The sequence below is a fragment of the Candidatus Corynebacterium faecigallinarum genome (genome assembly GCF_052264515.1).
Taxonomy (GTDB): domain Bacteria; phylum Actinomycetota; class Actinomycetes; order Mycobacteriales; family Mycobacteriaceae; genus Corynebacterium; species Corynebacterium faecigallinarum.
In genome coordinates this window covers 13,734-36,279 of sequence record NZ_JBQQOC010000025.1, presented here as the reverse complement: position 1 = coordinate 36,279, position 22,546 = coordinate 13,734, and the positions used below count along the sequence as shown (strand labels likewise).

The following is a 22,546-nucleotide window of genomic DNA, read 5'->3' as shown; positions in this document are numbered from 1 at the left end:
GGGGGTGGGCTTGTAGAAGTGGCGCGTGAAAGAGATTTCGTAGCCGATCTTCGTTTTGGATTGGTCGATCCATGCGTCCGGTGCGTAGGGCAGCACTTCGCGGCGGAAGAACGCTTCGATCCCGTCCGCGTGCTCACCTGCGGGTTCAGTGAGTGGCACCTGCTCGGTGTCGCGGAGCTCAGTGTCAGGCTCATACTCGACCACGCGGGTGCGTCCGTCGATGGTGGCCTCGTAGCGTCCGTGGAGTGGGTCGAGCTTCGCGGCGTAGGGCAAGACCTTCTTGATGACCGGTGGGGCAGACTCGTCGCGGATGCCTTCTTTGAGCTTCTTGATCTCGGCCGCCTTGTAGACTCGGTGCGGGTCGATTCCGGCGATGCGGAGTGGGCGTTCAACGGTGATCTTCGAGTAGCCGAAGTCCACCCCGTCGAAGACCTTCGAATGGTCCGAGTCGGCTGCCTGGTCGAAGGCCTTGAGTGTGGCGAGTACCCGATCGGCGTCGGCACTGCTGATCTCGACGCCCTTCTCTCCCAGGTTCTTCCGTAGCGGAGTGAACCAACTGGTGGCGTCAATCAGCTGGATTTTGCCGCGACGGCGTTCCTCTTTGCGGTTGGTGATCACCCACACGTAGGTTGCGATACCGGTGTTGTAGAACATTTTAAGAGGCAGGGCGATGATCGCCTCCAACCAGTCGTTCTCAATGATCCACCGGCGGAAGTTGCTCTCACCTTGCCCGGCGTCACCGGTGAACAGCGATGAACCGTTGTGCACCGAGGCGATGCGAGAACCAAGCTCAGTGCCCCGCTTCATCTTCGAGATAAGGTTGGCCAGGAACATGAGCTGTCCGTCGCTGGACCGGGTGACCAGCGAGTAGTCCGCGTCTCCATCGTGGGTGACGACGAACCGCGGGTCAATGACATGGGCCTTCCCACCAAGTCGTTCCAGGTCAGTCTTCCAGCTCTTGCCGTAGGGCGGGTTAGAGAGCATGAAGTCGAACTCTTGGCCAGCGAACGCATCGTTGGACAGGGTCGACCACTCAGGGCCGCCCACAAGGTTGTCCGCCGCCTGGCCGTCGCCCTTGAGGATGAGGTCGGCCCTCGCGATGGCGTAGGTCTCGGCGTTGATCTCCTGCCCATACAGGTACGTGGAGATCTGCCTGCCCAACGGCTCGGTGAGCTGCTTGAGCGTCTCCTCAGCGACAGTAAGCATACCGCCAGTGCCCATCGCCCCGTCGTAGAGACGGTACGTTCCCGAGGGAATTCGGTCAGCGATCGGCTCGAACATGAGGCGGGTCATCAACCGCACCGCGTCGCGTGGCGTCCAGTGCTCACCCGCTTCCTCGTTGTTGTCCTCGTTGAACCGGCGCACCAACTCCTCGAACACCGTGCCCATGCCGTGGTTGTCCAGGCCCCTCGGGGAAAGGTCGAGGTCGGGCGAGCAGAACTTTTCAATGAGTGCTCCTAAGACATCGGCTTTCGTGAGCTTTGGAAGCTGGTGACGAAGATCAAAGTTCTCGATGATCTCCTGCACATTTGGCGAGAACCCGTCGAGGTACGCTTCGAAGTTCTGACGAAGCCGAGTCTTGTTGGCCGTGCTCCGCAGATCCTTGAAGGTGAAACCTGACGTGTTGTAGAACGCTTGCTTCGCTGCATCGCGCAGCGGGGCATCCTGATCGACGATGCCGGCGTCGTCGAGGAGCCTCTTCATCTCCATCACCGCGTCTCGGGTCGGCTCCAGCACGGCATCCAGGCGCCGCAGCACGGTGAACGGCAGGATCACGTCGCGGTACTTGCCGCGCACGTACAGGTCGCGTAGAACGTCGTCGGCGATGCCCCAGATCAGTGAGACGATCCTGGCATGGTTGATGGAGTCGTGGGACAATGCGGGTCTTTCGTCTCGTACGGCAGCTGTTAGGCAGAGCTACAGCCGCAGCTCAAGAACACGGACCGCGACAACTCTCACCAGCGAGTACTGTACACGTACGATCGGACGCCAACCGAGTACCGCCGCATCATGGATGACCGTGAGCACAGGTTCTCCCCGGAGAGCTACCTACCATCAGCCGACGAACTCCGACCGATCGATGCCACACGCATCCACCCATCCCACCGGCAGTCGCCAAGGCCGACAGTTCGCGACCCCCACTGCCCGAAACCGCTCGGGATTCCTGAGCCTCCCCGCCCCAGCCACCTATGAAGGGGACTCCCACCCGCAACTCCCCAACTGTCAGTTTTTGCACCACCGCTCCTCCGGGCAACCAAAAACCGGAGGTCACAAACCCTTTCGAGTTTGTGACCTCCGGTCCGTGCGGTTCGTGAACCGCTCACTGTGGGCGAAGGGGGACTTGAACCCCCACGTCCCTAAGGACACTGGCACCTGAAGCCAGCGCGTCTGCCATTCCGCCACTCGCCCGTGGCATCATTCACTGTATCGCTACAGCGACGACGTGGGTTGCGTCTGCAACGCAGATTACTCTAGCACTGGCCCCAGACTCACACAAAACCCCAGGCCACAGCCATATTCGGTAGCCAACATCGACGTACCGACCGCCTCGCGCAGGTCACGCGACCGCAGCGCTACACCCACCACAGCTCCCCCCGAACGCAAACCGGACTCGCCGACGTCCAGCTAGTTCACAGGGAAGCTCCGTATAGTAGGCCGACAACGTGGGAGCACTGCGCCCCCGGGGGACAGCACACTCCCAACAACACGACATGCAACCGCATGAGCAAGAACCACCGTCCACACAACGCGACCAGGAAGGAAGGCGACAGCGCCGATGGATCTCTTCGGACGAATCCGCAAGATCGACAGCTCCCTCCAGCGCGGCCTGGACAACGGCTTCGCCCGCGTCTTCGGCGGAGAGGTTGTCCCCGCCGAGATCGACGAGCTGCTCAAGCAGGAGGTCGAGGACACCCTGATGGAGAACCGTCAGGGCGCGGTCCTGGCGACCTCGAACTTCACCGTCCACGTCTCCCCGCGCGACCACGAGGCCCTGCTGGAGAAGAACCCCGACCTCGCCGACGAGCTCCGCGGTCGTCTGCAGCGCTTCATCCGCAACGAGGGCTGGCAGAACGCCCACCCGGTGTCCGTCACCCTGGTCAGCGATGATGACCTGCACACCGGGCAGCTGAAGTCCCGCTCCACCTTCGATCCGCCGGCGGCCCCGCAGGAGAAGCCGGCGCCGAAGGAGGCCCCCGCCCCGGACAACGCCTCCGGTTTCGGACGCTCCGGCGCGTCGGACGGCCCCGCCTGGTCGGCGGGCAGCGCTTCCCGCGCCGCAGGAGCAGCCGGTGCTGCCGGCGCGGCCGCCGCCGGTGCCGGTACCGGTGCGGGCGCCTCCGCCAACCCGCTGGTCGGACTCGCCCAGCCGTCGCAGTCCGAGCAGGCCGCCCAGCAGGCCCAGCAAGCCCTCCAGAACCAGCAGGCCCCGTCCGCCGAGGGCTGGGGCGCCCCGCAGCCCGCCGCCGAGCCAGCCAAGCCGGCCACCGCAGCAGGTGCCGCCAGCGCCGCGGGCGCCGCGTCCAACCCGTCCTACCCCGGCACCGAGGTCATCTCGCACGTCCCGTCCGACCCGGTGCGCACCGGCGACCAGGCGAACGGTGCCGCCGCAGCCGGCCAGGCTGCCCCGCCGCAGACCACCGTCACCCTGCTGCTGCAGGACGGCTCCGCCCGCAGCTACGTGCTGCAGGTCGGCGAGAACGTCATCGGACGCGGCAACGCCGTGGACTTCCGCCTGCCCGACACCGGTGTCTCCCGGCAGCACGCCGAGATCGCCTGGGACGGTTTCGACGCCGTGCTCACCGACCTGAAATCCACCAACGGCACCACCGTCAACGAGATCCCGGTGGAGAACTGGCTGCTCGCCGACGGCGATGTCGTCACCATCGGGCACAGCGAGATCGAAGTTCGGTTCACCTGAGGGACCCTCGACCGGGTAGATTCAGCCGGTAGGATCTGACCACGCCCCACCCGGACCATTGAGGAGATGACAACCCATGCAGACGACGCTCGTGCTGCTCGCGAAGATCGCCCTGCTCGTCGTGCTGTGGCTGTTCATTCTGCTGGTCATCCGCGCCCTGCGCCGTGACCTCTCCGCCGCCAATGTCGGCACTGTCAGCGGCCCCGGCGGCTACGCCGCACCCGCAGGTGCCGCCGCACCGCCAGCACAGGGCGGACGTGGCTTCCGCCGCGCCGCCGCACCGACATCCCTGGAAGTGACCTCCGGCCCACTGACCGGAACCACACTCAACCTGCAGGGATACCAGGAGGTCACCATCGGACGCTCCTCATCGTCCACCCTGGTCCTCGAAGATGACTTCGCCTCCGGCTCCCACGCCCGCCTGCTCAACCGGGGCGGCACCTGGTACCTGGAGGACCTCGACTCCCGTAACGGCACCTTCCTCAACGGGCAGCGCATCGACCAGCCCGAACAGCTCGCCGCCGGACAGGAACTGCGGATCGGGCAGACTACCGTGAGGATGGACGCATGACGGACGCCCCGCAGCCGGGCCGCCTCGCCCTGGACTTCACCGCCCGCTCCGACCGTGGGCTGGTGCGCAGCAACAACGAGGATTCCGCGGTCGCCGCACCGAACCTGCTCGCCCTCGCCGACGGCATGGGTGGCCACGCCGCCGGTGAAGTCGCCTCCGAGCTGATGGTCACCGCCCTGTACTCCCTGCAGAACACCATGTCGCAGGGGGTGGAGATTCCGCGTGAGCAGATGCTGACCATGCTCGCCGACGCCATGGACGACGGCAACCGTGACATCGCCTCCCACGTCGAGGACAACCCCGCCCAGGACGGCATGGGCTGCACCCTGACCACCCTGCTCTTCGACGGCGAATCCGTCGGGGTCTGCCACGTCGGTGACTCCCGCGGCTACCTGCTGCGCGACGGGGAACTGACCCAGATCACCAAGGACGACACCTTCGTCCAGTCGCTGGTCGACGAGGGCAAGCTCGCCCCGGAGGACGTCTCCAGCCACCCGCAGCGTTCGCTGATCCTCAAGGCCCTGACCGGACGCCCCGTCGACCCGACCCTGGAGCTGCGAGAGGCCCGCGCCGGTGACCGCTACCTGCTGTGCTCCGACGGCCTGTCCGACCCGGTGAGCTTCGAGACCATTCAGGACGTCCTGCGCACCGGCACTCCCGATGAGGCCGCCACCTCCCTGATCAACCTCGCGCTGCGTGGCGGTGGCCCGGACAACGTGACCGTCGTCGTCGCCGATGTCGTCGATGTGGATGCTGCCGTGGCAGCTGCCGAGGCCGGGGACGCCCCCACCCCGACCCTGCCGACCGGCCCGGTCCTCGCCGGTGCGGTGAATGCAGCCGCCCCGGAACTGCCCCGTCCGGACACCTCGGCTGGTCGTGCCTCTGCGGTGCAGATCATCCAGCGTCCCGCCGCGGCCAAGGGTGGTTCCGGTACCGGCACCGTCGCTGCCGACGGTGTGGACGGTGATGCCGGTGCCGATGGTGCCGGCAGTGGGGACGCTGCCGCCGGTCCCGGTGGTTCGGGACGCCACGGCCGCCGACGTGGCCTGTTCATCGCCCTGGCCGCCGTCCTGGTGCTGGTCGTCGCCGCCGGCGGCACCATCTGGTGGGTCCGGGACTCGCTGAACCAGTCGTACTTCGTGGCAGTCGCTGCGGCAGCGGACCGTCCGGCACCGGCGACAACCACCGCCAGTGAGACCGAGGACGCCAGCGAGGCACCCCGGACGTCCGGCACTGCGGCTGCGGACCCCAGCGAGGCCGCGAACACCGCTGACGCGGCAAACCGGGCCGACGGTGCCGACACTGCGTCACCGTCCGGCTCCGAGGAGGCCGATGCCACCGCGGCGGAGAACACCCAGAGTGCCACGCCGATCATCATCTACCAGGGCTCCCCGGGCAGCATCCTGGGCGTCTCGACCCAGAGCGCCTACCAGGAGATCTGCCTCGACGAGCGTGGTCAGGTCAACATGCTGCCCGCCGGCAGCGACGACCCCTGCCACCGGTTCTCCACCGCTGACCTGACCCCCGCGGCCCGCGGCACCCTCGACAACCTGCCCACCGACTCCTACGAGGAGGTTCAGAAGCAGGTCCGACGACTCTCCGAGCAGACCCTGCCGCCGTGCGTGACCCGCGGAACCTCTGACGACAACAGCCGCAACAGCAACGGCGGCGGCAACTCGTCCGGATCGTCCAGGTCCTCCGATGATCCCTCCGACCTCACGACACCAGGAGTCTCCTGCCGGGAGGTGAACTGATATGTCGGCACGCTCCGCCGTCGCCTCCGCCACCAGCCGCACCGCCGAGCGGGTCACCGCCCGACCGCGCGGGGTTGAGCTCGGCCTGCTCATCGCCTCCGGCGTGGTGCTCGCCGTCGCCCTGGTCGCCCTGCAGCTGTCCCTGGGCAACGACCTGACCTGGGACGTCGCCATCATCGTCGGCGGCTACATCCTGGTCTTCGGGCTGGCTCACCTGGTGCTGTGCCTGAAGGCACCGAACGCCGACCAGATCATGCTGCCGGTCGCGGCCATGCTCAACGCCATCGGCCTGGTGATGATCTACCGGCTCGACCTGGCCATGGACATGTCCCTGTCGAACTCGCAGATGATGTGGACGGTCATCGCCGTGGCCTGTTTCGGCGCGGTGATGTGGTTCATGAAGTCCCACACCACGCTTCAGAACTACGCCTACCTGCTCGGCCTCGGCGCGCTGGTCCTCTCGGCCCTGCCGATCGTCTGGCCGACCTCGATGAACGCCGACGCCAAGGTGTGGATCACCCTGGGTCCGATCTCCATCCAGCCCGGCGAGTTCGCCAAGATCATGCTGCTGATCTTCTTCGCCGCCCTGCTGGTCAACAAGCGCACCCTGTTCTCCGTGGCCGGCAAGCGCTTCCTGGGACTGCAGTTCCCCCGGCTGCGTGACCTCGGCCCGATCCTGCTGGTGTGGGGCCTGGCGATCCTGATCATGGCCGCCCAGAACGACTTCGGTCCCGCCCTGCTGCTCTTCGCCACGATCCTGGGCATGCTCTACATGGCCACCGGACGTTCCTCCTGGCTGGTCATCGGCCTGGGCCTGGCGGTCGTCGGCGTGTACATCGTCTTCCAGATCTCGCCGAAGATCCAGGACCGCTTCACCAACTTCCTGGACCCCATCGGCAACTACGACGGCACCGGCTACCAGCTCTCCCAGGCACTGTTCGGCATGTCCTTCGGTGGCCTGACGGGCACCGGGCTGGGCGAGGGCTACCCCCAGAACGTACCGGTGGCCTGGTCGGACTTCATCCTCTCCTCGATCGGCGAGGAACTCGGCTTCGTCGGCCTGGCAGCCGTGCTGATCCTCTTCGCCATCCTGATCAGCCGTGGTTTCCTCACCGCGCTGCGCGCCACCGACTCCTTCGGGAAACTCGTCGCCGCCGGACTGTCGCTGACCCTGGCGGTGCAGATCTTCGTGGTCACCGGCGGCATCTCCCGGCTGCTGCCGATGACCGGCCTGACCACCCCGTTCATGTCCCACGGTGGTTCCAGCCTGCTGGCCAACTACATTCTGCTGGCCATCCTGTTGAAGATCTCCCACGACATGAACACACCGAAGACCGGCGGCGGAGACACCGCCCCAGGTAACGCCGGTGCCCCCGGTACCGGTGACGCACCCAGTACCAGCTTGAGCAACCCAGTCAGCACCGGTACCAGCACCGGTACCAGCACCGAGAAGGAGGCCCACCGATGAACAAATCGATCCGCAACGTCGCGGTCTTCGCCTTCGTCCTGGTGGTCATCCTGCTGGCCAACCTCACCTGGATCCAGGGGTTCCAGGCGTCCACCTACGCCGAGAACGACCTGAACTCCCGCCAGTACTTCAAGCAGAAGTCCATCCCCCGCGGCCAGATCACCGCCGGCGGCCAGGTGCTGGCCCACTCCACCGCCGACGACGACGGCCTGTACAGCCGTTCCTACCCGGAGGACGCCGCCGCCTACGGCGCGGTGCTGGGCTACCTCTCCGACCAGTACGGTGCGTCCGGTATCGAGGCCTCGCAGAACTCCATCCTCGACGGCACCGACGACTCCCTCTTCGCCACCCGCGCCTGGGACACGCTGACCGGCAAGGAACAGCGCGGGGCGAATGTGGACCTGACCCTGCAGCCCAACGTCCAGCGCGTCGCCTACGACGAGCTGAGCTCCCGCGGCTACTCCGGCTCGGTGGTGGCCCTGCGCCCCTCCACCGGCGAGGTGCTGGCCATGGCATCCACCCCCGGGTTCGACCCGGTGGCGGTGACCAACCCGGACTCCGAGGCCGCCACCGAGGCCTTCCAGTCGCTGCAGAACGATCCGAACGCCCCGCTGCTCAACCGCTCCACCCAGCAGACCCAGCCGCCCGGTTCAACGTTCAAGCTGATCACCACCGCCGCCGCCCTGGAGGCCGGGGACACCGGCGACACCCTGGTCAACGGCGAATCGCAGATCACCCTTCCGGGCACGGAGACCACCCTGGAGAACTACGGCGGTGCGTCCTGCGGTGGTCCGCAGGTGCCGCTGTCCACCGCCTTCGCCCGGTCGTGCAACACCTCCTTCGTGGACCTGGCGACCCGCCACGGCGAGGAGGCCTTCCGTGACACCGCCGACGCCTTCGGCATCGGTGCCGAGGACGACGAGGACTTCGGTCTGCCGATCCAGAACTCCACCATCGGCGACATCCCCGATGACGCCGCCCTGGGCCAGTCCGCCATCGGCCAGCGTGATGTCGCACTGACCCCGCTGCAGAACGCGGTCATCGCCGCCACCATCGCCAACGACGGAGTGCGGATGAAGCCGCACCTGGTCAAGCAGGTCACCGGTGCCGACCTCAACGTGATCGACGAGACCCGTCCGAAGGAGACCGGCCGGGCGGTCTCCTCCGAGGTCGCCTCCCAGCTCACCGAGCTGATGCGCGGCTCGGAGAGTTTCGGCGGCGGTGCCGACAACATCGCCTCGAAGACCGGTACCGCCGAGCACGGCGAGGATTCCCGCAACTCCAACCCGCACGCCTGGTACGTCGCCTTCGGCCCGTCGGAGGATGCGGACGTCGCCGTCGCGGTGCTGGTGGAGAACGGTGGCGACGCCGGCCAGGCCGCCACCGGTGGTTCCGTCGCCGCCCCGATCGGGCGTGCGGTGATCAACGCTGCCATCCAGGAGGCGAGCTGACATGACAGGCCCCTCAGACGGCAACGGCGCCAACGGTGCGTCGGGACAGACCCCGGACGACGGCACCCGCCTCTTCGGCACCAGCGACCCCTCGCAGCGCGACCGTGCCGCCGCCGACCGGATCCAGCGCGTCCTCGACACCCACTACGGCTCCGCCGGCGACGGCGCCGATGGTGCCGACGGCACGGGCGACACCGGCGCCGGCTCCCGGCAGCGCTTCACCGTCTCGCGCATCGTCGGACGCGGCGGCATGTCCACCGTCTGGCTGGCCTACGATGCCGAGCAGGGACGGGACGTCGCCGTCAAGGTGCTCAAGCCCGAGCTCACCGACGACCCCGAGTTCCGCCACCGCTTCCGCCAGGAGGCCGAGTCCGCCGAGACCATCGGCTCCGACAATGTCGTCGCCACCTTCGACTACGGCGAGCAGTCCAATGTCGACGGCACCGGGGTGACCTACTGCTTCATCGTCATGGAGTACGTCCAGGGCGAGTCCCTGGCCGACATCCTCGCCCGGCAGCGCACCCTGCCGGAGGTCATGGCGCTCGACCTGATCGCCCAGGCCGCCGTCGGCCTGCAGGCCATCCACAGCCGTGGGCTGATCCACCGCGACATCAAGCCCGGTAACCTCATGGTCACCGCCGACGGCGTGGTCAAGGTCACCGACTTCGGCATCGCCAAGGCTGCCTCCGCGGTGCCGCTGACCCGCACCGGCATGGTCGTCGGCACCGCCCAGTACGTCTCCCCGGAGCAGGCGCAGGGCCTGGCCATCGAACCGTCCAGCGACGTGTACTCCCTCGGCGTGGTCGGCTACGAGGTGCTCGCCGGCGAACGGCCCTTCGCCGGGGACTCCACCGTCTCGGTCGCACTGAAGCACATCAACGAGACCGCCCCGGACCTGCCGGACTCGGTCAGCGAACCGATGCGCCAGCTCATCGCCATCTGCCTGCGCAAGGATGCCTCCGCCCGCTACCCCGACGGCGCCGCCCTGGCCGCCGCCACCGTCCCGGTGCGCGATGGTCAACTGCCGCCCGACCCCGCCGCCGGGGTCATCCCCGTGCCCCCGTCGCTGGCCGGACAGCCGTCCACCGGTGAGGGCAGCGCGCCGCTGGCACAGGTCACCGACGAGTCCAACATGGGCCCGGCCCCCAGCACCAGCAAACGGTCGGGAAAGCGCGGCGGTTCCTGGATCCTCGCCCTGGTCATCGCCCTCGTCGCCGCCCTGGCGCTGCTGGGCTGGGCGGTGTACTCGATGAACCGGGACGATGACTCCGTCACCGTCCCGACCCAGACCGAGACCATCACCGATCGGGTCACCGAGGAGCAGACCGTGGTGCCGCCGCCGGTGACCGAGGAGCCCACCGAACCCGGTGACACCGACCCACCGGAGACATCCACTCCTCCGACGGACACCGATCCCACGGGCACCCCGACCGACACGGACCCGGGCGATCCGGGCCCCACCGACACCGGGACCCCGACCAACCCGACCGACCCGACCGAGGGCAACGGGGGCAATGGCGGCAATGGCGGCAATGGCGGCAATGGTGATGTCGAGGACATCCTGGAATGGCCGTTGAACCTCGGCGACAGCGAAACCACCGACCCCGGGACGACCAACGGGGCTGGCAACGCCGGTGAAAACGGTGACACGACAAGCAACGGTGCCGCGGGCGCGGGCGCATTGATGGGGCCACTGTGACGCGTGATATTAGCCCCGGTGCCCCTTATCCCGGTATTCTCCCTGGGGACAGCACATTCGACACCAGGAAGGCGGCGGCATGGACCTGAGCAACACCACGCTCGGCGGGCGCTACTTGCTCGGACCCGTCATCGGTACCGGTGGCATGTCCGACGTCTACGCCGCGACTGATGAACTTCTTGGCCGTGACATCGCCGTGAAGATGATGCGCGCCGATCTGGCCCGGGACGAGACCTTCCTGGAGCGCTTCCGACGCGAGGCCAAGAACGCCGCGAAGCTCAACCACCACGCCATCGTCGCCGTCTACGACACCGGACAGACCGATGAGGCGCAGGGCTCGGTGCCCTACATCGTCATGGAACGCGTCCACGGCCAGACCCTGCGGGACATCGTCAGCGACAACGGTCCACTGCCGTTGAACGAGGCCGGCCGGATCATGGCCGAGGTTTGTCGTGCGCTGAGCTTCTCGCACGAGGCCGGGATCATCCACCGCGACATCAAGCCGGCGAACATCATGATCACCAACACCGGCGCGGTGAAGGTCATGGACTTCGGCATCGCCCGCGCGCTGTCGGACACCACCTCGGCGATGACCCAGACCGCCGCGGTCATCGGCACCGCCCAGTACCTCTCCCCCGAGCAGGCCCGCGGACGGTCCGCCGAGGGACGCTCCGACCTCTACGCCGCCGGCTGCGTCTTCTACGAGGTCGTCACCGGGCGCCCGCCGTTCTCCGGCGAGTCGCCGTTCTCCGTCGCCTTCCAGCACGTGCAGGACGCACCGATCCCGCCCTCACAGGTCCCGGGCATGGATCTCGACGCCAATGCCTCACTGGCGTTGGACGCGGTGACCCTCACCGCGATGGCCAAGGACCCTGCCGACCGCTACGACACCGCCGACGCCATGGCCCTGGACCTGCAGCGCATCGCCGACGGCCGGATGCCCCTGGCCGCCGCGGCCTACGCCGACCTGGAGAATGTCGACCGGGACGTGCAGACCTCGACGATCCCCGCAGCCGGTGCTGCTGCCGCCGGTGCCGCCGCCGGTGCTGGTCTCGGCGCGGCGAGTGCCGCCGGTGCGTCCGGCGACGGCAGTGCCGACGACAGCGACGCTGGAGACCACGGCAACGGCGACAACGAGGATGAACGGCGCAGTCACCGACGCCGCAAATGGGTCACTCCTCTGGCGATCATCGCCGTGCTCGCCCTGCTCGGCGGTGGCGTCGCCGTGGCCTGGAACTGGCTCAACGACGATACCGATCAGGTCGCCGAACAGGTCTCGATCCCCGACGTTGCCGGCAAGCCGCGTGCCGAGGCCGAGGCCGAGCTGGAGGGTGCCGGGTTCGACGTCAGCATCGAGGACCGGGCCGACCCCGAGATCCCGCGCGACTCCGCTATCGGCACCGAACCCGGTCACGGTTCCTCGATGCCCACCGGCTCGCGGATCACCCTGCTGATCTCGAGCGGCCAGGCGGTCACCGAGGTCCCCGACCTCACCGACATGACCACCGAACAGGCCCGCGTCGCGCTGGAGGACGCCGGACTGCGACTGCGCTCCAACGTCAACGAGGAACCCAGTTCCGGCGTCGAGCAGGGCAAGGTCATCGACCAGACCCACCCGTCGGGCTCCCAGGTCTCCGAAGGCACCGAGGTCGGCATCACCGTGTCCTCGGGGCCGGAGGATGTGCGGGTGCCCACCGTGGTCGGCCAGACGATGGAGGAGGCCATCGCGAACCTGGAGGGTGCCGGCTTCCAGGTCGAGACCAACATGGTCGACTCCACCGAGGACGAGAACAAGGTGCTGTCCGCCTCCAACGAGGGCGGACGCCAGGTACGTGGTTCCACGGTCACCCTCGAGGTCTCCCGCGGTAACCAGTTCACGATGCCGAACCTGGTCGGCTCCGACTACGACGAGGTCCGGGGCAAGCTGCAGCGGGCCGGCTGGCGGGGCAATCCGGACCAGGTCCGGCGCACCAACGTCGACCAGCTCGACCCGACGCGGATCGACCGGGTCGTCGGCCAGTCCGAGGACGAGGGCGAGACCGTCATGCGGGACGCGACCATCACCGTCCGGGTGAACGTGCTGGGTATTCCCTGAAGGCTGTGAGTCCGCTCCTGAGACCGGCTCTGGGGCCGGCTCTGGGCGGCCCTGAGACCGGCTCTGGGGCGGGCGGTGAGCCGATCCCGCCCGAGACTTACTGGGCGACGGCGGCGGTGGCCCCGGCCAGGGTGTCGGCATGACGCGCGGCCAGCGCGGTGAGCTCGGCCTCGTCGACGGGGCGTCCGGCGTCCTGCAACCAGTTGGCGAGGATGCGGTGGCCGTAACCGGTCATCACCGACTCCGGGTGGAACTGCACCGAATGCAGCGGCAGTTCGGCGTGCCGCATCGCCATGATCATCCCGGAGGCGACCTGCCCGGTGACGGTCAGTTCCTCCGGCACGGTCGCCGGATCCACGGTCAGTGAGTGGTAGCGGGCCACGGTGAACGGCGAGGGGATGCCGGCGAGCGCGCCGGTGCCGTCGTGGGTGACCGGGCTGGTCTTGCCGTGGAAGATCTCCCCGGCCCGCACCACGTCCGCGCCGAAGTGCTGCGCCAGCGCCTGGTGGCCCAGGCACACCCCCAGCAGCGGGATCCGGTTGGCCGCGCAGTGGGCGATGATGTCCAGTGTCCGTCCGGCCCCGGACGGGTCCCCGGGGCCAGGGGAGATCAGTACGGCGTCGAAGTCCTCCAGTGCGCCGACCAGTGCGGAGTCGGTGTCGCCGAGCTCGGCGGCGTCATTGCGCCACACGGTGCAGTCCTCGCCGAGTTCACCCAGGTACTGGACCAGGTTGTAGACGAAGCTGTCGTAGTTGTCGATGACGAGGATGCGCATGGCGTTCATCCTATCGCCCACTGGTAGAGTGAGGGCGTTCGCACACGTCTCCACGTCAGTGAGGGTTAACCAGATGCCGAAGTCACGGATCTCCGATTCACCGGAGGACAGCTCCGCCAGCAGCCTCAACGGGTCCTCCGTCGACCGCCGCACGCCAGTCAAGCTCAACTCGACGGGGACACCGCGCTGGTACATCGTGCTGATGCTCGGCCTGATGCTGCTGGGCCTGGCATGGCTGGTCGTCAACTACATCGCAGGCCCGAGCATCCCGTTCATGGCTGATCTGAACGCCTGGAACTACCTCATCGGTTTCGGCCTGTTCATCGCGGGATTGTTGATGACGATGGGCTGGAAGTAGCAGCCCCGGTCCTCCCCTGACGGCGCCGACGGCCTGCAAGGCAGGACGCACCGCTGCCCGGACACGTCGGTGTCCGGGCAGCGGTCTTTTTTGGCGGTGCGGGGGCCGGACGCGGGGTGCTCCCCGATGTCAGGACGACCGGGTGCGGCGTCGTCCTGCCAGGTAGAGCCCCAACCCGACGACTGCGCCGGTGGCCAGCCCGCCGAGGTGGCCTGACACTGACACTCCGCCGGCGGTGATCGAGTAGAGCAGGTTCACCACGATCAGGGCGACGGGGGCGCGCACGTCGCTGCCCCGACTCACGGACAGGCCGACCAGCATGGCGAAGAGGCCGTAGCCGATGGTGGACGCCCCACCCACCACGCTCAACGGTTCCAGCCACACGACGGCCAGCCCGCCGCCGACCGCGCAGGCCAGCATCGACGCCGCCATCACGGTCGTACCGTGGGCACGTTCGAGCTCTCTGCCGATGAAGGCGATGAGCAGGAGGTTCAGCAGCAGGTGGGCGGGGTCCAGGTGGACCAGTGCACCGGTGGCCAACCGCCACCATTCATGGCTGTAGGTGATCGCCGGTGGGTGGACCATCATCCGCCAGGCCAGATCGCTGTCCCGCACGGGGTCCATGAGGGAGCGTCCGTCCACGGCCGTGACGGTATAAACCACCAGACACGCGATGATCAGCGTGGCGGTGGCGGGGGCACCGGCGAAAAACCACCGTAGTGCCCCGGAGAGTGATCCCGCAGGCTTACCCGCGGAACCGGAGTAGCCGGCTGGCTCGGACAACTGGCTCAGGCAACGTCGATGGACTCGATGACGACGTCCTCGTCCGGGCGGTCCATGCGGTTGGTGGAGACGCGCGAGATCTTCGCGACGACCTTCTGGGACTCCTTGTCGGTGACCTCACCGAAGATGGTGTAGCCGCCGTTGAGGTGCGGGTGGGCACCGACGGTGATGAAGAACTGGGAGCCGTTGGTGTCGCGGCCGGCGTTGGCCATGGCGACCAGGAACGGACGGTCAAACTGCAGCTCCGGGTGGTTCTCGTTGTTGAACTCGTAGCCGGGGCCACCACGGCCGGTGCCGGACGGGTCGCCGCCCTGGACCATGAAGCCGTCGATGATGCGGTGGAAGATCGCACCGTCGAAGAACGGGCCCTCCGTGGTGCCACCGGCGTTCTCGGTGGTGTAGGGGGCCTTCTCCTTGTCGCCGGTGGCGAGGCCGACGAAGTTGTTCACGGTGGCCGGAGAGTGGTCGCCGAAGAGGTCGATGGCGATGTCGCCATAGTTAGTGTGGAGCGTTGCTGTCGCGGTCTTCTGAACGGTCATGGAAGCCAGGGTACCTGACGCCCCGGACAACAATGTCGCGGACGGCACACTCCACCCGTTCAACCGTTTCAGCCCACCCTCGACGGCATATTTGGTTATCGTGGAATTACGACCAAAGCGAAAGCACACGTCATTTCCGAACAACTGACCACCTACCCGACACGCCAGCGTTGTTGTGCAGCGCAGTGATCACGAGGAGCACCACGCGATGGAACTCAATCCCGCAGGGACTGCGTTGAGCGCCGCCAAGCAGATCTCGAACCTGTCCAAGGCGCGGAAGAAGCAGGCCAAGCAGCGGCAGTTCTCGATTCTCTCCGCTCTGCGCACCCAGCCGCTTCCCGCCGAGGAGCGTTCCCGCATCCTGGCGTCCGCACCCGGTCACCAGCGGCTGATCGTCGAGAAGATCCTCAACGAGAACGCACTGGCGGCAGCACCTGCGTCCGGGCCGTCCGGTAAGAACGACCACAAGAACAACGCGACGAAAGGAACCACGGTGAGCAACACCACCCAGAGCATCGATTCCACTCAGGGTCTCGACCAGGCCGTCCAGGACGCCGAGTCCACCCTGGACACCCTGAAGGACGGCAAGGCCGAGAAGCTGAGCAAGAAGGCCGAGAAGGCCACGAAGAAGGCTGACAAGGTCGGTTCCAAGGCCGACCGTCGTCGCGCGAAGGCCGACAAGGCCCAGGCCAAGGCCCTGAAGCGTCAGCACAAGGTCGCCAAGAAGGCCGCCAACAAGGACGAGAGCGCCGCCGAGCTCGTCCAGCGTCGCGTCGCCGCCGTCACCTCCGCCGCAGAGTCCCGCGCCGGTGACCTGGCCGAGTCCGTCCGCACCGCGCCGGACTCCAACCTCGCCGACACCGTGACCCGGTGGGGCCGCACCGCCGCCACCACCAGTGGTGACCTGCTCAGCCAGGCCCAGGAGCGCGGCTCCGCATTCCTGGAGTCCGACGCCGTCGGCGACGCCCTGGACAGCGCCCGCGACCAGGCCGACAAGCTGGGCCGCCAGGGTGCCGCCCTGGCATCGACCGGCACCGAGGCTGCCAAGAAGAAGGCGAAGAAGTTCGAGAAGGACCACGCCAAGGAGATCAAGGCCGCCAAGAAGAAGGCCCGCAAGACCAGCGACTCCGCCCGCAAGTCCCTGGAGAGCGCCTGGTCGCAGGCGTCAGACGTCGTCTCTGAGACCTCCGAGGCAGCAGTCAAGGAGGGCGGCAAGGCGAAGAAGAAGGCCGGCAAGCAGGCCAAGAAGGCCAAGAAGCTCGCGCAGAAGAACGCGAATACCGCCAGCAAGCAGCTCTCGGCCTCGCAGCGCAAGATCAGCAAGAAGGCCTCGAAGAATGCCGAGAAGGTGCGCGCCAAGGAGCTGAAGAAGGCGGCCAAGGCCGACAACAAGAAGAAGCACACCGGACGCAACATCCTGCTGCTGGCGATCATCGCCGCCGCCGTGGCGTTCGTCGCCCAGAAGGCCAAGTCGACCGGCGCTGCCCCGGCTCCGGCCAAGACCCCGCGCGCCAACGGCACCCCCGCCACCGGTGCCGCCGACAAGGTCGAGGAGAAGGCTGAGGACGCCGCCGAGGTCGTCGCAGACAAGGCTGAGGACGCCGACGAGACTGCTTCCGACGCCGCTGAGGCCGTCGACGAGAAGGTCGACGAGGCTGCCGACGGGGCCGCTGAGAAGGCTGAGGGCTCCAAGCCTGCCGCCCCGGGCGCTCCCGGTGCCCCCGGCGCTCCGGGCGCTCCGGGCGCTCCGACTGCTGACTCCGGCGAGGACGAGGACGGCGGCAAGCACCGCCTCTAGTACCTCACCCCCGCCTGGGTGTTCTCCCAGCCCCGAGGTTCGCTCGGATGGCCTGAGCAGACTTCCCCGAGTTCGCTTGGGTCGCTCAAGGCACCGGCTCGGACCCGAACTCCAGGCGTGATTTCCGGCCCCTTGACCCCACATCCGTGGTGGTCATGGGGCCGCTGTCGTTGACTGCCGTCCGTGTCAGGCTGTGTGGCATCGCAACTGGTCGCCTGGTCAGTGGGAACGGCCACCCTGGGGCGGATTCTTGGCCATTTACACTGACCAGGCGACCATTCACGATGCCACCCGCCCCACCTGCGCCCCACGCCCGACCCACAAGTCGGTCGGGCACCTACTCGCCGGGTTTCCTCCCCGCCCGCTGTCCCCGGCCCCTCGTCCCGTGCCGACTACCCGGAGTGGCCGACGATCTCCGCGGCGGCCAGGCAGTCCGCAGTCGCCTCGAGCACGGTGTCCAGTGTCTCGCGGGGCACCTCCCCGGTACCCCGGAGATGCGCAGCGGCGGTGATGAGAATGTCCTGCCACAGGGCATTGGACAGGTTCGCATTGCCACCGATGATCGACTGCAGGCGTCCCGGGGCCTCCGGATCAGTCGGCACGACCGCCGTGGTCCGCGATGTCGCCGTGGTCTCCATCTCGGCCAGGGTGGTGAATCCGGTGGTCACACTCGGCTCGTCGACCCCGAGCGGCAGCAACAGGGCCTCATCGCCGTGGGCGGAGATCGCCGCCTGCAAGGTCTGGGTCGCCAGGGAGAACAGGACGTCGATGAGCTCGCGGTCGATGTCGAGTTCGCCGTGATTCCGCCAGGACGCCCGGATCTGCTGCAGCAGGTTCTGACCGCCACCCCCGACTGCCGCGCCAGCAGCGTCTGAGGCTTCAGCACCGGCAGCACCGGTCCCGTCCGAAGCCTCGGCGATGACCGCCCGGGCGCCACGGTTGGACCGGTCGGCCGGGTCGTCCTGACCGGTGTCCACGGCGATCTCGCCCTCGAGCACGCTGATCGTCGCCGCCGCGGTGCACAGCATCACCAGTTGCTCCATCTCGGAGGTGGCGTAGGGCCCGAGTCGGCGCAGCGCGGCGAGCGCCTGGACCCACAGTCCGGCGAGCTGGACCGCCGGGACGCGCTCGACTTCGGCGCGCAGCTCCTCGGGCAGCTCGATCGTCAGCCAGGAGTCCTCACCCTCGGGGACGACGAGCCGCACGGACAGGCCGGCGTCCGCCACCACCGGTGCCAGGAGGTAGGCGTTGGACGCCGAGTCGGCCAGGGCGCGGTCGCTGCACCCGGCGGCGACCTCCAGCAGTTGGTCGACCATCTCCTGGCTGACTCCGTCGGGCGAGGTCGAGGTCAGGGCCTGGTGGATGGCGGTGGCGCGGTCGGCGTCCGGTCCGTCGAAACTCAAGGTCAGTGCCATGGCCGTCAAGTCTAGGGCAGGCGGGCGCGGACCCCCGGAGGAGGGCGCGGTGGTGATCGGCGACAGCGGACGATCGGGCGACGGGCAGCGGTGTGCCCGCCTCGGCCGAATCGATCACACCTCCATCCTTGCGGACGGCCCCACGAAATCACCCTGACCTGCACGTCTCACCATACGGGAATCGACGGGGGTGTGATGGATGACAGTGCGGAGGCAACGGTGGCCACGAGCAGGCGCGAACGCGGGCCCGCCCCGTCCACGGAGTTCCCCAACCGCGGAGTTTTCCAACCCGCAGACGTTTCATTTTTGTACCTGTAACTTATATTCCATGACCCACATCTCCGAAACACCACAGGCACCGCAGGCGTCGAACGAGCCACTTGACCTGCTGATCGTCGGCGCCGGCATCGCCGGAGTCGACATGGCCCACCACGTGGTCAACGAGTTCCCCGGCTGGAACTGGACCATGATCGACTCCAACGACGACATCGGTGGCACCTGGAACACCTTCACCTACCCCGGCATCCGCTCCGACTCGGACATGACCAGCTTCGCGCTGCCGTACAAGCCCTGGCCGCACAAGGGCACCCTCGGCGACGGTGGCCACATCAAGGAGTACCTGCGCGACGCCGCGAACGAGGACGGCTTCCTGCAGCGCATCCAGTTCAGCACCTGGATGAAGTCGATGAACTTCGTCACCAGCGGCCCGGCCGTCGACGAGCACGGCCCGCACTGGGAGGTCGTCACCGTCAAGGCGTGGAACCACGGCCCCGACGACCGTCCGGACGCCACCGACGACGCGCGCGTGGGGACCACCATCCGCACCCGCCGTCTGCACCTGGCCTGCGGCTACTACGACCACCGCGACGGCTTCCTGCCCCATTACGACGGCCAGGAGGACTTCACCGGCACCCTGGTCCACGCCCAGAAGTGGCACCCGGACGAGCACGGCGGTGACCTGGAGGGCAAGAAGGTCGTCATCATCGGTTCCGGTGCCACTGCCATCACCGTGCTGCCCGCGCTGGCGAAGGCCGGTGTGGACACCACCATGCTGCAGCGCACCCCGTCCTGGGTCGCCGCGGTGCCGACCGTGGACACCATCAAGACCATCTGGGGCACCCTGCTGCCCGGTGACCGCAACAGCAAGCTGACCCACAAGGTCTCGCGCGCCAACCACATCCTGCGCGACATGGTGCAGTGGTACACCGCGAAGCTCACCCCGCCGGTCTTCGCCGGGTACGTCCAGGGCCTGCAACTGTTCTGGCTGAAGCCTTCGCAGGTCAGGAAGGACTTCACCCCGCCGTACAAGCCGTGGGACCAGCGCGTGTGCAAGGCCCCGGGCGGCGACATCTTCTCGGCGATCAAGAACGACGGTGCCAAGGTCGTCACCGGCACCATCGACCGGATCGTCCCGGAGGGTATCCGTCTCAACGACGGCCAGGTGCTGGAGGCGGACGTCATCGTCTCGGCGACGGGTTTGCAGCTGCAGCTGTTCGGCGGCGCGGAGATGGCGGTCGACGGCACCAAGGTCGACCCCTCGAAGCTGGTGGCCTACCGCGGTGTGCTGGTCTCCGGCATGCCGAACCTGAGCTTCACGGTCGGCTACCTGAACCAGTCGTGGACCACCCGTGTGGATCTGACCGCCCGCTACGTCGCCCGCCTGTGGCACCACAACATCAACAATGGCGAGCAGCTCGCCGCCCCGGTGAACCCGGGGTCGGACGTGACCCGCAAGCCCCTGCTGGAGTTCGAGGCCGGCTACATCAAGCGTGGTGAGCACATCACCCCGCGCCAGGGCGACCGGTCGCCGTGGATCTACCGCCAGGACTACCTGCGGGAATGGCCGGAATTGTCGCGTGGCGCTGTGACCGACGAGATGACTTTCGGCGATGACGCGGTGGCGTCGGCCCGCGAGGCCGCCGAGGTCGCTGCCGCCGACTCTGCCGACTCTGCCGACTCTGCCGGGTCGTCGGTGTCCGCGTCGATGTAGGACGCCCCGTCGTCCGGAATGAACCTGGACGCGGCGGTGTGCGCCGACCAGGTGATGCCTGCCGAGGCGCCGATCACCAGCGCGATAGTGACCACCCGCATTCCGGTGACCTCTTGTCCGAGGAGGATGTAGCCGGCTGCGGCGGCGAACGCCGGCTCCAGGCTGAGCAGCACGCTGAACACCGCCCCCGGCAGACGACGCAGCGCAGCCATCTCCAGGGAGTACGGGATCACCGACCCCAACAGGGCGGTGACCACGATCGGCACCACCAGCCACGGGTCCAGGGCCACCCCGCTGAGTGCGGATCCTCCGAAGGGGGCGAGCAGAAGCCCGCCGATGACCATCGACACCGCCAGGCCGCCGGTGCCGGACATGCGCGCACCGAGGGCGGCCGAGCAGACGATGTAGCCGACCCAGAAACCGCCGGCGATCAGGGCGAGGACGATGCCCTCGAGAGCGATGTCGGCGCGTCCGGACATCGCTTCGGCCGCCAACACCACCATGCCGGCGGTGGCCAACGCGACCCACACTAGATCACCGCGACGGCGCGAGGTCAGCGCGGAGAAGATCAGCGGGCCGGTGAACTCGACGGCGACCGCCACGCTCATCGGGATGTGTTCCAGCGAGGCGTAGAAGAAGCCGTTCATCCCGGCCATCGTCACCGCGAGCAACACGACCGCCCGCCAGTCGCCGCGTGCCCAGGCGCGGATCGCCGGGCGGGCGAGGATCATCAGCAGCAGGCCGGCGACGGTGAGGCGCAGGAAGGTCACGCCCCAGGTGCCGAGCGCGTCAAACATGCCGATGGCGGTGGCCGCGCCGAACTGCAGGGATGCGCAGGACATGAGGACCAGTGCAGAGGATCGAACCGTTGTCATGGGCACATTGTCAGCCATTATCCAATGATTCGTCTATCTCAGGATTCTGGCGAATAATGGTGAAGTATGTTGAACATTCGCCGGCTCACCCTGCTACGTGAGCTGCATCACCGCGGCACACTCGCCGCCGTCGCCCGCGAGCTGCACTACTCCCCCTCCGCGGTGTCCCACCAACTCAGTCAGCTGGAGAAAGAGGCTGGCGTGCCGCTGCTGGAGACCGTCGGCCGCGGCGTCCGACTCACCGACGCCGCCCAGCGCCTGGTGGAACGAACCGGCGAGGTGCTCGACATCCTCGACTCCGCCGAATCAGAACTCGCCGCCACCCGGGCCGGTGGCTCCGGCGCCGGCGGTAGAGGCGGTGGCGCAGTCGGGACGCTGCGGGTGACCAGCTTCCAGTCGGCGATGGCCTCGATCCTGCCCACCGCGCTGAGCATGGTGAACCGTCGCCATCCGCAACTGAACGTGGAGATCTACCACCGCGAGGTCGGTGAGGCCTTCGACGGGGTGATCGCCCACTCCTTCGACCTGATGCTCGGCGACGAATTCCCCGGCCAGCCCGAACCGGTGCGTCCCGGACTGCACCGCGAGGAGCTCTTCGCCGACCCGATGCTGCTGGTGCTGCCGGCCTCCGGGCGGTGGGCGCTGCCGGCAGATGACCTGGGTGATCTCGGGGGTCTCGGCGCCTTGGCGGATGCGCCGTGGATGCTGGAACCGGCGTCGATGCCGTGTGGGAGGTGGATGCGGGCCGTCCTGCGGGAAGCCGGGGTGGAACCGCGGGTGACCTGCGAGACCGCCGATCCGATCCTGCGGGCGCACATGGCGCGCACCGGGCACGGGGTGACGATGATCCCCGCGCTGCTGGCCGGGCCGTACCTGGATGACACGCAGGCGTTGTCGATGCCCGGGTCACCGCACCGGCGGCTGTTCACCGCGGTACGGGAGGGCTATGCCGCACATCCGGGTGTGCGGGCGTTCCGGGCAGCGTTACTGGCCGCCGCCCGGCGCGAGTCCCCGGACTCCGGGGAGCTCGACGAGCTGTAACCGGGTATGCGGAAG

At 67.8% G+C, this 22,546-nt stretch carries 16 protein-coding genes, 1 tRNA gene and 1 pseudogene; 11 read left to right on the top strand and 7 right to left on the bottom strand.

Annotated elements, in window-relative coordinates; translation table 11 throughout:
* The coding region (locus ACTXPP_RS11810; RefSeq protein WP_443342263.1) for a type I restriction-modification system subunit M at positions 1 to 1,878 on the bottom strand (1,878 nt) is incomplete at its 3' end.
* A gap of 448 nt (positions 1,879 to 2,326) precedes the next feature.
* Positions 2,327 to 2,409: transfer RNA gene (locus ACTXPP_RS11805), tRNA-Leu, on the bottom strand.
* Positions 2,410 to 2,776: 367 nt separating this feature from the next.
* Between ACTXPP_RS11805 and ACTXPP_RS11800 the strand changes: the two genes are divergently transcribed.
* The 7 genes from ACTXPP_RS11800 (at position 2,777) to pknB (ending at position 12,957) form a co-directional block, all read left to right on the top strand.
* On the top strand, positions 2,777 to 3,919 hold the full coding sequence (locus ACTXPP_RS11800) for an FHA domain-containing protein (protein WP_443342261.1): 1,143 nt from the start codon (positions 2,777 to 2,779) through the stop codon (positions 3,917 to 3,919).
* A 76-nt stretch (positions 3,920 to 3,995) separates the two neighbouring features.
* Positions 3,996 to 4,490 (top strand): FHA domain-containing protein FhaB/FipA, encoded by a 495-nt coding sequence (locus ACTXPP_RS11795; RefSeq protein WP_441609792.1) that lies wholly within the window; start codon positions 3,996 to 3,998, stop codon positions 4,488 to 4,490.
* Complete coding sequence (locus ACTXPP_RS11790; RefSeq protein ID WP_443342259.1) at positions 4,487 to 6,244, top strand: PP2C family protein-serine/threonine phosphatase; 1,758 nt, start codon at positions 4,487 to 4,489, stop codon at positions 6,242 to 6,244. Before ACTXPP_RS11795 ends, ACTXPP_RS11790 begins: the two co-directional genes overlap by 4 nt.
* Position 6,245: 1 nt before the next feature.
* Positions 6,246 to 7,712, top strand: coding sequence for an FtsW/RodA/SpoVE family cell cycle protein (locus ACTXPP_RS11785; RefSeq protein WP_441609788.1), 1,467 nt, complete (start codon positions 6,246 to 6,248; stop codon positions 7,710 to 7,712).
* Positions 7,709 to 9,163 carry a peptidoglycan D,D-transpeptidase FtsI family protein gene (locus tag ACTXPP_RS11780; protein WP_443342256.1) on the top strand — a complete coding sequence of 485 codons (1,455 nt, stop codon included), beginning with the start codon at positions 7,709 to 7,711 and terminating at the stop codon, positions 9,161 to 9,163. The genes ACTXPP_RS11785 and ACTXPP_RS11780 overlap by 4 nt, the downstream gene beginning before the upstream one ends.
* Before the next feature lies 1 nt (position 9,164).
* Entirely contained in the window at positions 9,165 to 10,862 is a 1,698-nt protein-coding gene (locus ACTXPP_RS11775; RefSeq protein ID WP_443342254.1) for a serine/threonine-protein kinase, read from the top strand.
* Positions 10,863 to 10,941: 79 nt separating this feature from the next.
* Positions 10,942 to 12,957, top strand: coding sequence for a Stk1 family PASTA domain-containing Ser/Thr kinase (gene pknB / locus ACTXPP_RS11770; protein ID WP_443342252.1), 2,016 nt, complete (start codon positions 10,942 to 10,944; stop codon positions 12,955 to 12,957).
* Positions 12,958 to 13,054: 97 nt separating this feature from the next.
* On the opposite strand, the gene ACTXPP_RS11765 is transcribed toward pknB, so the two are convergent.
* Positions 13,055 to 13,732: an aminodeoxychorismate/anthranilate synthase component II gene (locus tag ACTXPP_RS11765; protein ID WP_443342250.1), complete on the bottom strand. Its 678-nt coding sequence runs from the start codon at positions 13,730 to 13,732 to the stop codon at positions 13,055 to 13,057.
* Between the two features lie 73 nt (positions 13,733 to 13,805).
* Between ACTXPP_RS11765 and crgA the strand changes: the two genes are divergently transcribed.
* A complete protein-coding gene (crgA, locus tag ACTXPP_RS11760; RefSeq protein WP_301498607.1) occupies positions 13,806 to 14,090 on the top strand; it encodes a cell division protein CrgA in 285 nt (94 codons plus the stop codon).
* 129 nt (positions 14,091 to 14,219) lie between these two features.
* On the opposite strand, the gene ACTXPP_RS11755 is transcribed toward crgA, so the two are convergent.
* Both ACTXPP_RS11755 and ACTXPP_RS11750 read right to left on the bottom strand, forming a co-directional pair.
* Positions 14,220 to 14,873 (bottom strand): rhomboid family intramembrane serine protease, encoded by a 654-nt coding sequence (locus tag ACTXPP_RS11755; protein ID WP_443342248.1) that lies wholly within the window; start codon positions 14,871 to 14,873, stop codon positions 14,220 to 14,222.
* 5 nt (positions 14,874 to 14,878) lie between these two features.
* On the bottom strand, positions 14,879 to 15,412 hold the full coding sequence (locus tag ACTXPP_RS11750; protein ID WP_301520336.1) for a peptidylprolyl isomerase: 534 nt from the start codon (positions 15,410 to 15,412) through the stop codon (positions 14,879 to 14,881).
* A gap of 208 nt (positions 15,413 to 15,620) precedes the next feature.
* Here ACTXPP_RS11750 and ACTXPP_RS11745 point away from each other — a divergent pair, with 208 nt between their 5' ends.
* Positions 15,621 to 17,210, top strand: a complete 1,590-nt coding sequence (locus ACTXPP_RS11745; RefSeq protein ID WP_443342245.1) for a hypothetical protein — start codon at positions 15,621 to 15,623, stop codon at positions 17,208 to 17,210.
* A gap of 392 nt (positions 17,211 to 17,602) precedes the next feature.
* On the opposite strand, the gene ACTXPP_RS11740 is transcribed toward ACTXPP_RS11745, so the two are convergent.
* A complete protein-coding gene (locus ACTXPP_RS11740) occupies positions 17,603 to 18,625 on the bottom strand; it encodes a hypothetical protein (RefSeq protein WP_301496750.1) in 1,023 nt (340 codons plus the stop codon).
* Positions 18,626 to 18,824: 199 nt separating this feature from the next.
* Between ACTXPP_RS11740 and ACTXPP_RS11735 the strand changes: the two are divergent.
* A pseudogene (locus tag ACTXPP_RS11735) lies at positions 18,825 to 19,691 on the top strand (flavin-containing monooxygenase); the annotation flags it as partial.
* A gap of 761 nt (positions 19,692 to 20,452) precedes the next feature.
* Here the strand turns inward: ACTXPP_RS11735 and ACTXPP_RS11730 are convergent.
* Complete coding sequence (locus ACTXPP_RS11730; protein WP_443342243.1) at positions 20,453 to 21,490, bottom strand: EamA family transporter; 1,038 nt, start codon at positions 21,488 to 21,490, stop codon at positions 20,453 to 20,455.
* 66 nt (positions 21,491 to 21,556) lie between these two features.
* Here ACTXPP_RS11730 and ACTXPP_RS11725 point away from each other — a divergent pair, with 66 nt between their 5' ends.
* Positions 21,557 to 22,531 carry a LysR family transcriptional regulator gene (locus ACTXPP_RS11725; protein ID WP_301496747.1) on the top strand — a complete coding sequence of 325 codons (975 nt, stop codon included), beginning with the start codon at positions 21,557 to 21,559 and terminating at the stop codon, positions 22,529 to 22,531.
* The last annotated feature ends 15 nt before the right edge of the window (positions 22,532 to 22,546 follow it).

Bases quoted from the DNA above. Each gene is read 5' to 3' on its own strand.
- ACTXPP_RS11800 (WP_443342261.1), top strand. From the start codon at position 2,777: ATGGATCTCTTCGGACGAATCCGCAAGATCGACAGCTCCCTCCAGCGC.
- ACTXPP_RS11795 (WP_441609792.1), top strand. From the start codon at position 3,996: ATGCAGACGACGCTCGTGCTGCTCGCGAAGATCGCCCTGCTCGTCGTG.
- ACTXPP_RS11790 (WP_443342259.1), top strand. From the start codon at position 4,487: ATGACGGACGCCCCGCAGCCGGGCCGCCTCGCCCTGGACTTCACCGCC.
- ACTXPP_RS11785 (WP_441609788.1), top strand. From the start codon at position 6,246: ATGTCGGCACGCTCCGCCGTCGCCTCCGCCACCAGCCGCACCGCCGAG.
- ACTXPP_RS11780 (WP_443342256.1), top strand. From the start codon at position 7,709: ATGAACAAATCGATCCGCAACGTCGCGGTCTTCGCCTTCGTCCTGGTG.
- ACTXPP_RS11775 (WP_443342254.1), top strand. From the start codon at position 9,165: ATGACAGGCCCCTCAGACGGCAACGGCGCCAACGGTGCGTCGGGACAG.
- pknB (WP_443342252.1), top strand. From the start codon at position 10,942: ATGGACCTGAGCAACACCACGCTCGGCGGGCGCTACTTGCTCGGACCC.
- ACTXPP_RS11765 (WP_443342250.1), bottom strand. From the start codon at position 13,732: ATGCGCATCCTCGTCATCGACAACTACGACAGCTTCGTCTACAACCTG.
- crgA (WP_301498607.1), top strand. From the start codon at position 13,806: ATGCCGAAGTCACGGATCTCCGATTCACCGGAGGACAGCTCCGCCAGC.
- ACTXPP_RS11750 (WP_301520336.1), bottom strand. From the start codon at position 15,412: ATGACCGTTCAGAAGACCGCGACAGCAACGCTCCACACTAACTATGGC.
- ACTXPP_RS11745 (WP_443342245.1), top strand. From the start codon at position 15,621: ATGGAACTCAATCCCGCAGGGACTGCGTTGAGCGCCGCCAAGCAGATC.
- ACTXPP_RS11740 (WP_301496750.1), bottom strand. From the start codon at position 18,625: ATGGCACTGACCTTGAGTTTCGACGGACCGGACGCCGACCGCGCCACC.
- ACTXPP_RS11730 (WP_443342243.1), bottom strand. From the start codon at position 21,490: ATGACAACGGTTCGATCCTCTGCACTGGTCCTCATGTCCTGCGCATCC.
- ACTXPP_RS11725 (WP_301496747.1), top strand. From the start codon at position 21,557: ATGTTGAACATTCGCCGGCTCACCCTGCTACGTGAGCTGCATCACCGC.